Annotated in this window: 10 protein-coding genes; 5 read left to right on the top strand and 5 right to left on the bottom strand. The window is 64.9% G+C overall.

Annotated features, from left to right (window positions below):
- The first annotated feature begins 34 nt into the window (after positions 1–34).
- Positions 35–3433: a bifunctional proline dehydrogenase/L-glutamate gamma-semialdehyde dehydrogenase PutA gene (gene putA / locus OE856_RS07535; RefSeq protein WP_263715464.1), complete on the top strand. Its 3399-nt coding sequence runs from the start codon at positions 35–37 to the stop codon at positions 3431–3433.
- On the opposite strand, the gene OE856_RS07530 is transcribed toward putA, so the two are convergent.
- Genes OE856_RS07530 through OE856_RS07520 form a run of 3 tightly spaced genes read right to left on the bottom strand, consistent with a single transcriptional unit; the run spans position 3430 to position 6618 of the window.
- Positions 3430–4041, bottom strand: a complete 612-nt coding sequence (locus OE856_RS07530; RefSeq protein WP_263715463.1) for a sulfotransferase family protein — start codon at positions 4039–4041, stop codon at positions 3430–3432. The two genes, putA and OE856_RS07530, sit on opposite strands and share 4 nt — an antisense overlap.
- On the bottom strand, positions 4038–5075 hold the full coding sequence (locus OE856_RS07525; RefSeq protein WP_263715462.1) for a glycosyltransferase family 61 protein: 1038 nt from the start codon (positions 5073–5075) through the stop codon (positions 4038–4040). The genes OE856_RS07530 and OE856_RS07525 overlap by 4 nt, the downstream gene beginning before the upstream one ends.
- Before the next feature lie 7 nt (positions 5076–5082).
- Positions 5083–6618: a hypothetical protein gene (locus tag OE856_RS07520; RefSeq protein ID WP_263715461.1), complete on the bottom strand. Its 1536-nt coding sequence runs from the start codon at positions 6616–6618 to the stop codon at positions 5083–5085.
- Between the two features lie 279 nt (positions 6619–6897).
- On the opposite strand from OE856_RS07520, the gene OE856_RS07515 reads away from it, so the two are divergent.
- Genes OE856_RS07515 through OE856_RS07505 form a run of 3 tightly spaced genes read left to right on the top strand, consistent with a single transcriptional unit; the run spans position 6898 to position 9687 of the window.
- On the top strand, positions 6898–7884 hold the full coding sequence (locus OE856_RS07515; RefSeq protein ID WP_263715460.1) for a glycosyltransferase family 2 protein: 987 nt from the start codon (positions 6898–6900) through the stop codon (positions 7882–7884).
- A 2-nt stretch (positions 7885–7886) separates the two neighbouring features.
- The gene (locus OE856_RS07510; protein WP_263715459.1) at positions 7887–8735 is read left to right on the top strand and encodes a sulfotransferase family protein; all 849 of its coding nucleotides are present in this window, start codon (positions 7887–7889) and stop codon (positions 8733–8735) included.
- Positions 8728–9687, top strand: coding sequence for a glycosyltransferase (locus OE856_RS07505; RefSeq protein ID WP_263715458.1), 960 nt, complete (start codon positions 8728–8730; stop codon positions 9685–9687). Before OE856_RS07510 ends, OE856_RS07505 begins: the two co-directional genes overlap by 8 nt.
- Here the strand turns inward: OE856_RS07505 and OE856_RS07500 are convergent, their stop codons facing one another.
- A complete protein-coding gene (locus OE856_RS07500; RefSeq protein WP_263715457.1) occupies positions 9688–10491 on the bottom strand; it encodes a sulfotransferase in 804 nt (267 codons plus the stop codon).
- A 2-nt stretch (positions 10492–10493) separates the two neighbouring features.
- A complete protein-coding gene (locus OE856_RS07495) occupies positions 10494–11309 on the bottom strand; it encodes a glycosyltransferase (RefSeq protein ID WP_318527629.1) in 816 nt (271 codons plus the stop codon).
- A 279-nt stretch (positions 11310–11588) separates the two neighbouring features.
- Here OE856_RS07495 and OE856_RS07490 point away from each other — a divergent pair, with 279 nt between their 5' ends.
- Positions 11589–12314: a sulfotransferase gene (locus OE856_RS07490; protein ID WP_263715455.1), complete on the top strand. Its 726-nt coding sequence runs from the start codon at positions 11589–11591 to the stop codon at positions 12312–12314.
- Positions 12315–12354: the final 40 nt, after the last annotated feature.

Genomic DNA, 12354 nt, shown 5'->3' with positions numbered 1-12354 from the left:
CGGGTTATATTGGGTGAAACGACACGAGGTGCCCATGATGCGTTCGCAGATCGACACACAGACCTATACCGACGAAACCGCGCTGTTGGGCGCGCTGGTGCAACAGGCCGCGCTGGATGACGCGGCCCGCGCCCGGATCACCGCCCGCGCCGCCGAGCTGGTGCGCCGCATCCGTGCCCAGTCGCATCCGGGTTTGATGGAGGTGTTCCTGGCCGAATACGGCCTGTCGACCGATGAGGGCATCGCGCTGATGTGTCTGGCCGAGGCCCTGCTGCGCGTGCCCGACGCCGAAACCATCGACGCCCTGATCGAAGACAAGATCGCGCCCTCTGACTGGGGCCGGCATATGGGGCATTCGACCTCGCCGCTGGTCAATGCCTCGACCTGGGCCTTGATGCTGACCGGCAAGATCCTTGACGACCCGCAGCCGGGCCTGGTGGGCACCCTGCGCGGCGCGGTGAAACGTCTGGGCGAGCCGGTGATCCGCACCGCCGTGTCGCGCGCGATGAAAGAAATGGGCCGCCAGTTCGTGCTGGGCGAAACCATCAAATCCGCGATGGATCGCGCCGCGAAAATGGAAAAGCGCGGCTATAGCTATTCCTACGACATGCTGGGCGAGGCCGCGAAAACCGCCGAGGACGCCGCCCGCTATCACCGCGCCTATAGCGACGCGATTGCCGCGATCGCCCGTGCCTGCACCCATGACAATATCCGCGATAATCCCGGCATTTCGGTCAAGCTGTCGGCGCTGCATCCGCGATACGAGCTGGCCCATCGTGACCGGGTGATGGCCGAGCTGGTGCCGCGCCTGACCGAGCTGGCCCTTGCGGCCAAGGCGGCGGGCATGGGGCTGAACATCGACGCCGAAGAGGCCGACCGCCTGTCGTTGTCGATGGATGTGATCGAGGCCACGCTGGCCAACCCCGCGCTGGCGGGCTGGAACGGGTTCGGCGTGGTGGTGCAGGCCTATGGCAAGCGCGCCGGTGCGGTTCTGGATTACCTCTATGACCTGACAACCCGGCTGGATCGCAAGATCATGGTGCGGCTGGTCAAGGGCGCCTATTGGGATACCGAGATCAAGCGCGCCCAGGTCAAGGGCGTTGCCGGGTTCCCGGTATTCACCACCAAACCCGCGACCGATGTCAGCTATATCGCCAATGCGCGCAAGCTGCTGGCGATGACCGACCGCATCTATCCGCAACTCGCGACCCACAACGCCCATACCGTCGCCGCCGTGCTGGACATGGCGACCGACCCCACCGCGTTTGAATTTCAACGCCTGCATGGCATGGGCGAGGCGCTGCACGATATCGTTCTGACCGGCGAGGGCACGCGCTGTCGCATCTACGCTCCCGTCGGCGCGCATCGCGACCTCTTGGCCTATCTGGTGCGACGCCTGTTGGAAAACGGGGCGAACAGCTCTTTCGTGAACCAGATCGTCAATGACGAGATTCCGCCCGAAGAGGTCGCGGGCGACCCCTTTGCCGCGCTGGGCGTCACGCCCGCCGCGATTGCGACGGGCCCCGACCTGTTCATGCCGCAGCGCAAGAACTCGGTCGGGTTCGATCTGACCGATATTCCGACGCTGGCCCGCATCAATGCCGCGCGTGATCCGCTGCGGCGTGAAACCTATGCCGCCGCGCCGCTGATCGCAGGCCCCGCGCGCCCGCTAGACCCGCAGCCGGTCACCAACCCCTTTGATCCCGCCGACAGCCCCGGCACCGTGGCCGATGCCAGCCCCGAGGATGTCGAAACCGCGCTGGCCGCGGCGCGTCCGTGGCAGGCGCCGCGCGCCGACCGGCAGGCCGTGCTGAACCGCGCGGCGGATCTCTATGAGGAAAACTTTGGCCCGATCTTTGCCATTCTGGCGCGCGAGGCCGGCAAATCGCCCGCCGATGCCGTGGCCGAACTGCGCGAGGCGGTGGATTTCCTGCGCTACTACGCCGCCAACGCCCCCGAGACCCCGCCCGCCGGGGTGTTCACCTGTATCAGCCCGTGGAACTTTCCGCTGGCGATCTTTACCGGCCAGATCGCGGCGGCGTTGGCGGCGGGCAATGGCGTGCTGGCGAAACCGGCCGACCAGACTCCGATCATCGCCCATCTGGCGGTGCAGCTGATGCATCGCGCCGGGGTGCCCGACACGGCGCTGCAACTGCTGCCCGGGCCGGGCACGCGCGTGGGTGCGGCAATCACCTCTGATCCGCGCGTGGCGGGCGTGGCCTTTACCGGGTCAACCGCGACGGCGCTGCGTATTCGTGCGGCCATGGCCGATGGCCTGGCCCCCGGCGCGCCGCTGATCGCGGAAACCGGCGGGCTGAACGCGATGATCGTCGATTCAACCGCCCTGCCCGAACAGACCGTCACGGCGATTGTCGAAAGCGCGTTTCAGTCTGCCGGGCAGCGATGCTCGGCGCTGCGGTGTCTCTATCTGCAAGAGGATATCGCCCAGAACGTCGTTCACATGCTGCAAGGCGCCATGCAGGAACTGGGCCTGGGCGACCCGTGGAACCTGAGCACCGATTGCGGCCCGGTGATCGACGCCACCGCGCAGGCCGACATTCAGGCCCATGTCGACCGCGCCCGCGCCGAGGGCCGCTTGATCCACCAGATCAAGGCGCCCACCACCGGCACCTTTGTCGGCCCGGCGATGATCCGGGTGGATGGCATCAATGATCTGGGGCGCGAGATCTTTGGCCCCGTGTTGCATGTCGCGACATTCGCCGCCGATGAGCTGGATCAGGTGATCGACGACATCAACGCCACCGGATACAGGCTGACCTTTGGCCTGCAAACCCGCATTGATGACCGGGTGCAGCACGTGACCGACCGCATTCACGCCGGCAACATCTATGTGAACCGCAACCAGATCGGCGCAATCGTGGGCAGCCAGCCCTTTGGTGGCGAGGGCCTGTCAGGCACCGGCCCCAAGGCGGGCGGGCCGCATTACCTGCCGCGATTTGGCGCCAACCCGCCGGTGCAGGCCGCCACGGAATGGGACCAGAGCGCGCCGCCGAAAACCCTTGGCCCCGCCTCGGCCCCGCCATCCGCGGTCAGCCTGAACCTGCCCGGCCCGACCGGTGAATCGAACCGCCTGACCATGACGGCGCGCCCGCCGGTTCTGTGCCTCGGCCCGGGCGCCGACGCGGCCGCCGATCAGGCTGCCACGGTTGCCCGACTGGGCGGTGCCGCGATCCAGGCCGCCAGCGCGCTGAACCCCGAGGCCCTGACCACGCTGGCGGGCATTTCGGCGGTGCTGTGGTGGGGTGACGCGGCCATGGCGCGGGCCTATGTGCAGGCGCTGGCCGCGCGCAAGGGGCCGATCGTGCCGCTGATCACCGGGCGGCCCGACGCCGCGCATGTGCTGGCCGAACGCCATGTCTGTATCGACACGACGGCCTCGGGCGGAAACGTGGATCTGCTGGGCGGGGTCTAGGGGTCAAGCCCCAACCGCCGCAGCATCCGCCACCAGATCAGCTTGTATTTCTTGACCTGCCGCTTGTTGGCGTGGGGCCAGGGGATGTTCGGCACGGGCACGCCCAGAAAGCCGCAGATTTTGTCCCAGTTGACCTCGCCCTTTTCCAGCTCGAGCGAGATGAAATCATCGGGCCGATCGGCGAAATAGGCGCGCACCTCGGCATTGTGGCGGTCATAGCGGGCCAGCCAGTCTGCCTCGTGCCCGATGGGGAAGGGCGAGCCGTAGATCAGGTTGTGAATCTGGTTCGGGAACGTGTTGAAATCATTCGTAGCACTGTTCAGCCACGCATCGCTGCCGCGCGAGATGTGAATGAATTTCGACCCCGGAAAGGCGGCGTCCAGTTCGCGATACAGCACCGGCCAGGGCGTATCCTGCGCGGCGTCGAAATCGCGCATCACCTCGATGGCGCGCTGTTCGACCTCGGCCATGGTCAGACCGTCTTGGTGGGCCATGTCGCGGAACGGGTAATAGCCGGCAACGCGATAGCCCAGCTTTTCCAGCGCCAGGCCCAGCGACGACGTGCCGGTCTTTTGGAACCCGATACAGAATACCTTTTGCGATTTCATTGGGTCTCTTGCTCTAGCATGTCGATGGCCTGCGCAATGGCGTGACAATCGGCATGAAAGGGTTGCAGCGAATAGGCCAGGAAGGGCTGGCCCAGCTCATAGGCGGGGGCCACATGTTCGGGGCGGATGCGCCCGCGCACGCCCATCCAGCGAATGCCGCATTGATGCGCCATCACGCGGTAGACATCGGTCATGTGGCCGCAGGGAAACAGCTCGATCAACCATTTCAGCGGCGCGTCGGGCGCCAGATACAGCAGCGGCGCAAGCCCCGCGCCATGAATGGCGACGATCTCTTCGGCCTCTTGGAACAGGCGGAACTGCTGGGCGGGGGTCAGATCCTCGGCGTAAAGCTTGGTAAAGCCGCGCTGCGCCAAAAGGGCCTCGACCTCGGCCTCGTTTTCAAGGGTGCGGGTATCCTGGCGCGACAGGAACACCTTGCGCGGCAGGCCCTGATCGGTGCCGCCCAGAATATCGGCGCGGGTCAGTGCCTCGGTCGGCCAGGGCAGCGTGGCCCAGTCGCGGCGCGCGGGGCGGATGCCGGTCCATGGCTCCGACGTAAAGTTGATGCCCTGACCCTGCACGGTGTCGTCGGTGCTGAGGATGCGCAGGCCGAACAGGGCGGCCACCTTGGCGATATAGCCGGGCGTATTGCCGGGCAGGATCAGGCACAGGTCGGCCGGGCTTAGCCCCGCATCATCGCAAATGCGAAACAGGATCGGCAGGTGGTTGTTCAGGAAATGCGCCCAGTTCTGCGGCACGTTCAGCCGAAAGTCGATCAGCAGCGCATCGTCGACCTGCTGCACCGGCACCTGGCCCATTCGCATCAGGCTGCGACGGCGGGGCTGCGCGACCGAGGCCGATACCGGCCCCCGATGATAGCCGAGCCGCCCGCCCGCAACCGTCTTGGCGGGAAGCAGCACGATCTCGCTATCGGGCACGAACCGGTCGATCAGGTAAGACCGCGCGGTGATCAGCCGGGCCTCGGGGCAATGCAGCGGGGCAATGTCGATCTGGGCAGATGGGGGGGTGATCACGCGGGGCCTATCCGTGTTGGCCGGCCCGGCGCGGGCGGCGGTGGTGCACGACCTTGGGCGGCGTGGATGGCGCCCGGTCGCGGGGGGCGGCCGGTGTTGGCGCGGCAGGGGTCGCCGCCTGTCGTGACTGGGCCATCCGCGGGCGCACAAGAGGTTCCGGCGCGACTGCCACAGCGGTTTGATACCGACCGAACACAGCCCCCGCCACCAGCCAGGTCACGGACGTGATCGTGGCATTGGGCACCAGGTCCAGCATCGCAGCCGCCAGCACGATGCTTAGGCCCGCGGTTTCCATCGTCACCCCCAGCTTGCGCCGGTTCAGCGCCATCAGAATCATCGGCAGGCCCAGCAGAGCGAACTGCGCGATGTAGCCCAGCCAGCCATGCACGCCGATGATGATCACCCAATAGCCGTCCGAAGTGCTGATCGTGTTGCCCTTTTCGTTCGACACGCGCGGGCGGCCCCAGCTGCCCCAGCCGGCCAGCGGTTTCTTGTTGGCCCGCTCCAGCAGCAGCTCTTCGTTGTCGAACCGGTATTGCAGCGATTGCGCGCGCTGCGCATCGATCGAGGCGGCGAAATTATACAGCTTGTTCGTCGGCACCAACCCGGCACCGCGCAGCATCGGATAGGTCATCACCGTGCCCGCGATCACCGCCGCGATCAGCAACTGCCCGCGCACCCCGATGAACAGGATGACCGGTGCGAACATCACCGCCAGCAGGAACGCGCCCAGCGTTTTTGACAGCACCAGAACCCCGAACAGATAGGCCCCGAACAGCAGCCAGCGCAGCGCCGGTTCCTTGTCGCGGCGCGCCCGCCACAACGCCATCGCCGCGAGCACGGCCATACATTCGAAGATACCCAGCCACAGCCCGTGGTTCAAAAACACCTTGGGCCGCCAGCCGCCGCCACGGGCGTGCTGGGCGATAGAGTGCTGAAAGAAGCCGTAGACGTGCTTGTTGACGAAGGGGCTCATCCGCACCTCCCACAACACGAACAGCGAATACCCCAGCGCCGCCAGCACCAGAACGCGCAGCAACAGGCGGTGGCCGTCATCCGTGTTCAGAAAGCGCCGTCCCAGATAGAACGGCAGCATCGTCACCATCATCGCCCCGATGATCGAGAACGTGTCATACATCCGCAGCCCGCGGATGAACTTGTTGCCCTGCTCGACCGGGTCGCCATTGGTCATGACCGTGATCAGCGGAGTCGCGAACAGCAGGATCGTCAGCCCCCAGAACAATAGCTTGCCACGTTGCGGGTCAAAGGCGAACGGGCGTTCGGCGGGCTGGGCGGCGGCCCGCAGCGGGGTGCGCTGCGACATAACGATGAACATGCAGGCAATCGCCGCGGTCACGCTGGGCACGAATGTCTTGTCGATGGTCGGGAACATCGGCAAGTCGATCCCGGTGCGCATCGGCAGCAACAGATAGCCCGCGACGATCGACCAGATCAGCGCGCTTTGCAGCGACATCCTGCGAAACAGGATGATCACCACCAGCGGGTAGCCGAACAGAACAAGGTTGGCGAAAGTATTGGGCATGGTTTGTCGCTAGGGCCTTTCGGCGGGGTTACTCGGCAAGAACTGGAACGCAGGTCGTCCCTGACGGTTTTACCCTTTTTGGTTGCGGTGCAAAACCTTGAACGGCTAAGGGCGCGGTTTTGTGACATAGCGCCCTATCTCTGCCCGACAATGGGGCGCTTTGCCGGGCATTGTTTCGCCCACGCGGCCCAGGGCTTTACGAACTTGGCCGGGCGTCACTATAGTCGCGCCACCTGCGCCCAACGGGGGCGTGACTTGTGTTTATTGACGGAATCGCTTGTGTCATCGCCCTCCGATCCTGCCCCGCACCACCGTGTCGTGATCTCGGTCATCAATTACCGCACCGCCGGGCTGACCGTGCAATGCGCCGAGTCGGTTCTGCGTGATCTGGGCGACCATGACGGCCACCTTGTGATCGTCGACAACAACTCGGGCGATGGGTCTGCCGACGAGATCGCCGCCTGGATCGACACCCGCCCTGACCGCGATAAGGTCACGCTGGTGCGTTCGCCCAGCAATACCGGCTTTTCGGGCGGGCATAACCAGGGCATCGGTGCGCGCTCGGCCGACTATTACCTGGTGCTCAATTCCGACGCGATCGTGCAGCCGGGCTTTTTCACCGCCATCCTTTCGGCCGCAGACGCGCAGCCCGAAAAGGGCCTGTTCGCGCCGCGCATCGACTATGACGATGGCAGCCAACAGATCAGCTGTTTCCGTTTTCACAGCCCCGCAAGCGAGCTGATCCGCGCGGCCCAAAGCGGCCCTGTTTCGCGCCTGCTGGGCGCGCGCCGGGTGCCGCTGACCATGCCGCCCGCGCCCGATCAGATCGAATGGGCCAGCTTTGCCTGCATCCTGCTGCGCGGCGAGATGGTGAAACAGCTAGGCCCGATGGACGAGGGCTATTTCCTCTATTTCGAAGACGTCGAATACTGCTTTCGCGCCCATCGCGCGGGCTGGCGCATCGCCTATGTGCATGACGCCGTGGCGGTGCATTTCCGGGGCGGCAGCGGCCCGGTCAAGGCGCTGGCCAAGGCGCGCAAACGCCTGCCGCCCTATTACTACGCCTCGCGCACACGCCTGTTTCGCCAGCTTTACGGCCCCACCGGCCCCTGGCGCGCCAATATCGCCTGGAGCATCGGGCGCGCGCTGGCGCTGACGCGGGCATTGCTGGGCAAAGGCGTGCCGCCGGTGCCCGACAAGGAACACCGCGATATCTGGACAAACGCGCTGACGCCGCTGGGCGATCGCCGCGCGGTCGAGGGATAGCCATGGCCCTGCCCGATTTCATCATCATCGGCGCGATGAAATGCGGCACCAGCACGCTGGCCGCCCAGATCGGCGCGCAGCCGGGTCTGTTCATGACCGACCCGAAAGAGCCGAACTTTTTCTCGGACGACGATGTCTATGCGCGCGGGATGGGTTGGTATCAGGCGCTGTTCGACGCCGCCGCGCCGGGCGACATTCGCGGCGAGGCCAGCACCCATTACACCAAGCTGCCCACCTATCCGCAGACCCTGCCGCGCATGCAGGCTGCACTGGGCACGCCCAAGCTGGTCTACATGATGCGCAACCCGGTAACGCGGGCGGAATCGCATTACATCCATGAATGGACGATGGGTGTGATCACAACCGATATCGACACCGCCATAGATACCCACCCCGAGCTGATTTCCTATGGCTGCTACGCCCGTCAGATCGCGCCATTCATTGATGCCTATGGCGCCGAAAACCTGTTTGTCACCAGCCTTGAGGCCATGAAATCCGACCCCCAAGCCACGCTGGAACAGGTCTGTGCCTTTCTGGGCCACACGGGTGCCGTGCAGTGGCAAGAGGAACAGGCGCAGATGAATGCCTCGGCCGAGCGCATCCGCCGCTTTCCGCTGCATGGGCTGCTGATCGACAACCCCGTCGCCGCCGGGCTGCGCCGCGCGCTGGTGCCGCAAGGGCTGCGCGACCGGATCAAGAAATCGCGGCAGATGCAGCAGCGGCCGCAGCTGTCCCCGGCCTCGCTGGCGCGGCTGCACGCGGCCTTTGCCGAAGACCGCACGCGCCTGCACGATCTGCTGCCGGGCCGCGCTGACCTTGACCGTTGCTATCCGTTTCTGACCGATGGCTGACCCGATCCGCATAGGCGCGGTCATCATCGGCCGTAACGAGGGCGCGCGGTTGGTCGGCTGCCTGAACGCCGTTCCAGAAATCGTCACCCGCGTGGTCTATGTCGATTCCGGGTCGACCGATAACAGCGTGCAGGCCGCCTCTGACGCCGGGGCCGAGGTCGTCAACCTGGATATGACTCAGCCCTTTACCGCCGCCCGCGCCCGCAATGCCGGGTTCGATCGTCTGATCGCGGGTGGGCCGGTCGATTTCGTGCAGTTCATAGATGGTGACTGCGAGCTTCAGCCCGGTTGGGTGGAAACCGCCGCCGCGTTCCTGATCGAAACCCCCGAGGCCGCCGTGGCCTGTGGCCGCCGCCGCGAACGCTTTCCCGATGCGACGGTTTACAACCGGCTGTGCGACTGGGAATGGGATACGCCCGTGGGCCGTGCCAAGGCCTGTGGCGGCGATGCCTTGATGCGGGTCGAGGCGGTGCAACAGGTGGGCGGTTACAACCCCGATCTGATCGCCGGCGAAGAGCCCGACCTGTGCGTGCGGCTGCGGGCCAAGGGCTGGACAGTCTGGCGGTTGGATCACGAGATGACATTGCACGACGCCGCGATGACCCGGTTCGGCCAATGGTGGAAACGCGCCAAACGCGCGGGGCATGCCTTTGCCGAGGGGGCCGCGATGCATGGCGCGCCGCCCGAACGGCATTGGGTGGCCGAAACCCGCCGCGCGCTGTTTTGGGGAGCGGGCATTCCGGCGCTGATCGTGCTGGGCGCGCTGGCCACGCCGCTGGCGCTGTTGGGGCTGGTGATTTACCCGGTGCAGGTCATGCGCCTGGCGCGGCAGCACGGGATGGAACGCGCGTTTTTCCTGGTGCTATCGAAATTCCCCGAGGCGCTGGGCGCGCTGGAATATCACCTGCGCCGCCTCACCGGAAAACGTCGCGGGTTGATCGAATACAAGTGATCACTCGCCCGCCGCGGCGCGCAGCAGATCCCAGTGCGGCGTTCCGCGAACGGCGTTCAGGCAATCGTCGAAATTCTCGATCACCTCGCGCACCGGGGCCTTGATGATCTTTTTCATCCGCTCGTTGGTCTGCATGTCGCGCACGCCCAGAAAGCCGAACACATCCGACATGATCTGATGCCGCGTGGCCTGATCGGAAAACAGATCGTCATAGCGGATGGTCATCACCCGGTCCGTGGGCAGGCGGTCGAGCATGGCCTGCAGCTCGGCGTTTTCGTCCTCGATATCGGTCAGCAACTGGCTAATGCGCGCCGGGTCAAGCCGCAGCGTGCGCTTACCCGCCCTGCTGTCGCGCCGCACCTCGATCACTCCGGTCGCGCCCAGCATGGCGTTCGAAATCATCCGGTCGACCACGTTGTCGCGTTGCAGGCCGATCACCTTGATGTCGGGCCGCGCATCCAGATAGCCCAGCAACCCGCAGCGGCGGAAATTCAGCGAGAAATCCTTGACCCCAAAGGTTTTGACCTCGGCCAGGCGTTTCGCGGCACCGGCCTCGCGGCCCAGCATCTTGCGCGCGGATCGCACCGAGTTGGCCATGGCGCGAAAGCGCGGCGAATACATGATCCAGTCCAGATAGGCCTCATTGCCGCGCGGCATCAGTGGCAGGCGCTTTTGCAGTTTGCGGATCGTGTTCCAGTCGCCCAAGACCTCTCCGAAATTCAGGATCTCGGGGTTCTGGTTCATCATGTCGCGCAACGTGTTGCTGCCGCTGCGACCCAGGGTGAGGATGATGTGATGCTCCATCCTTAGCGCCCCCGTGTCCAGTCGGACGGCGCCGGACGCAGCCGCACCGCGATATGCACCAGCGCGTAAATCACGAATCCGGCCGGAACAGTGACGAAAAGCCGGGCCAGACCGGCGGCGCCGATATGGCCCTTGCCTTCGCGGTCGGGCAGGTCGGGGTATTTGTGATGGATCTCTTGCACGCCGGCATCCTGGCGCTTGCGCACCCGGATCAGATTGCCCAGCCCCTCGACCATCGGCCAGTGATAGCGGGCGGGCAGCTCGATCCGTTCGTCCGGGGTGAACTGCATCCGCACATAGGTGTCGTCAGAGATGATGTCGGGAAACGCACCCCAGCGCGCCCGCCCGGCGCGGTTGACGGCGAACAGCCCGGCCCCCACGGCACCGCCTTTGACAAAGGGCAGGCGGGTCCAAAGGCTGGCATATTGCCGGGTCACCCAAGTGCGCGCGGGCATCACCTGCAACGTGCCGGTGGCATAGCGCGGCGCGTCGGTATCCAGCGCCTGCGCCAGCTGCGCCAGCAAGGGCGGGTCGCAGCGCACATCGGCATCCAGAAACACCAGCACCCGGCCCGTGGCCATGGCATCGCCCGCGTTCAGCGCGTTGATCTTGCCCGGCGTGGGCACCTCGATCACCTGCAAGGCCCAGCCTCGGGCGGTGAAATCGGGCCCCAGGCTGCGGGCCACATCGGCGGTGCGGTCGGTGCAGGCATTGGCCGCCACGATCACCTCAACCCCGCCCGGCACGTCATCCTGCGCCAGAACCGCGCGCAGGCAGTCGGCGATATAGGCCTCTTCGTTGCGGGCCGCGATGATCACGCTAACCGGAACTTCGGCACCTGGACGTGGGGGATCTGCAATCATAACTGCGGCACAAATGATGGACTGACGTCACAGGTGCCACGGGGATTTACCTCAAGGCAAGGGATCAGGTGGAAATTTCCGCCAAAAGATGTTTTTGGGCCTTGGCCGCGTGAAATCCGCCTTGTGCTATTGCAATGGACCTTTTGCTCTCGCAAAACTTGGGCTGTTACGGGTTAATTAAAGGTTTCACTTTATATGACAAAGCACAGTCGCAGTGCCCTGATCGGCCCACGCATGTCTGGCAGGATCGAAGCCGCCCGGACCATCTTGTCGCAGATCGGCGTTGATCGAACCTATAGCAAGATTTTCGCCATAGGCATGAACAAGACCGCCACGTCGTCGATTGATACTTTGTTCGCATCCCTGGGCGTTCCGCGCACCTTGCACGGAGAACAATGGCGCCCTGCCGCGCGTAGTGACATCATCCGTTCATGGCGGGCATTCACGGATGGCCCCCCCGAGGATTTCAAGGGGCTGGACCAGACCTATCCGCGCTCGAAATTCGTTTTGAACACGCGCGATCTTTCGGAATGGTTGGACAGCCGGTTTCAGCACGTAACTGGGCGGCAGGAAGAGGGTCTGCTGGACCCCAACAACCACTATTGGCGCCCTACCGCCGAGGCGGTAGAGCTTTGGGTGCGCCACCGGGACAGACATCATCTGGAGGTTATGGAGTATTTCAAGGATCGCCCGAATGACCTCTTGATCGTGAACTTTATCTCCGACCCGCAGGCGGCAGCCAAGATCGCGGCCTTCCTTGGGAAAAAGCCCCCGGCCGAAAAGCCCTATACCCGCTCGACCAAGAAAACACGCGACCATGGCGTGCTGGTCAATGCCGAGATCATCGAATCCGTTCTCAACAAGATGGGTATCCCGCAAGAGGAATGGACCAACGATTTGTATTGCCCCAGCCTGTCGGGGCAGCAGCCATTTCCAGCCCGGACGGCGGATAATCCGTGACAAGCCTGGCACATCGCCAGCCCCTTTATGCACGCCCAAT

Source organism: Actibacterium sp. XHP0104 (assembly GCF_025751515.1).
Lineage (GTDB): Bacteria > Pseudomonadota > Alphaproteobacteria > Rhodobacterales > Rhodobacteraceae > Actibacterium_D.
The sequence above is the reverse complement of the archived record's forward strand: the minus strand, read 5'-3'. Positions and strand labels throughout refer to the sequence as shown.

Bases quoted from the DNA above. Each gene is read 5' to 3' on its own strand.
- OE856_RS07510 (WP_263715459.1), top strand. From the start codon at position 7,887: ATGGCCCTGCCCGATTTCATCATCATCGGCGCGATGAAATGCGGCACC.
- OE856_RS07490 (WP_263715455.1), top strand. From the start codon at position 11,589: ATGTCTGGCAGGATCGAAGCCGCCCGGACCATCTTGTCGCAGATCGGC.
- putA (WP_263715464.1), top strand. From the start codon at position 35: ATGATGCGTTCGCAGATCGACACACAGACCTATACCGACGAAACCGCG.
- OE856_RS07530 (WP_263715463.1), bottom strand. From the start codon at position 4,041: ATGAAATCGCAAAAGGTATTCTGTATCGGGTTCCAAAAGACCGGCACG.
- OE856_RS07520 (WP_263715461.1), bottom strand. From the start codon at position 6,618: ATGCCCAATACTTTCGCCAACCTTGTTCTGTTCGGCTACCCGCTGGTG.
- OE856_RS07505 (WP_263715458.1), top strand. From the start codon at position 8,728: ATGGCTGACCCGATCCGCATAGGCGCGGTCATCATCGGCCGTAACGAG.
- OE856_RS07500 (WP_263715457.1), bottom strand. From the start codon at position 10,491: ATGGAGCATCACATCATCCTCACCCTGGGTCGCAGCGGCAGCAACACG.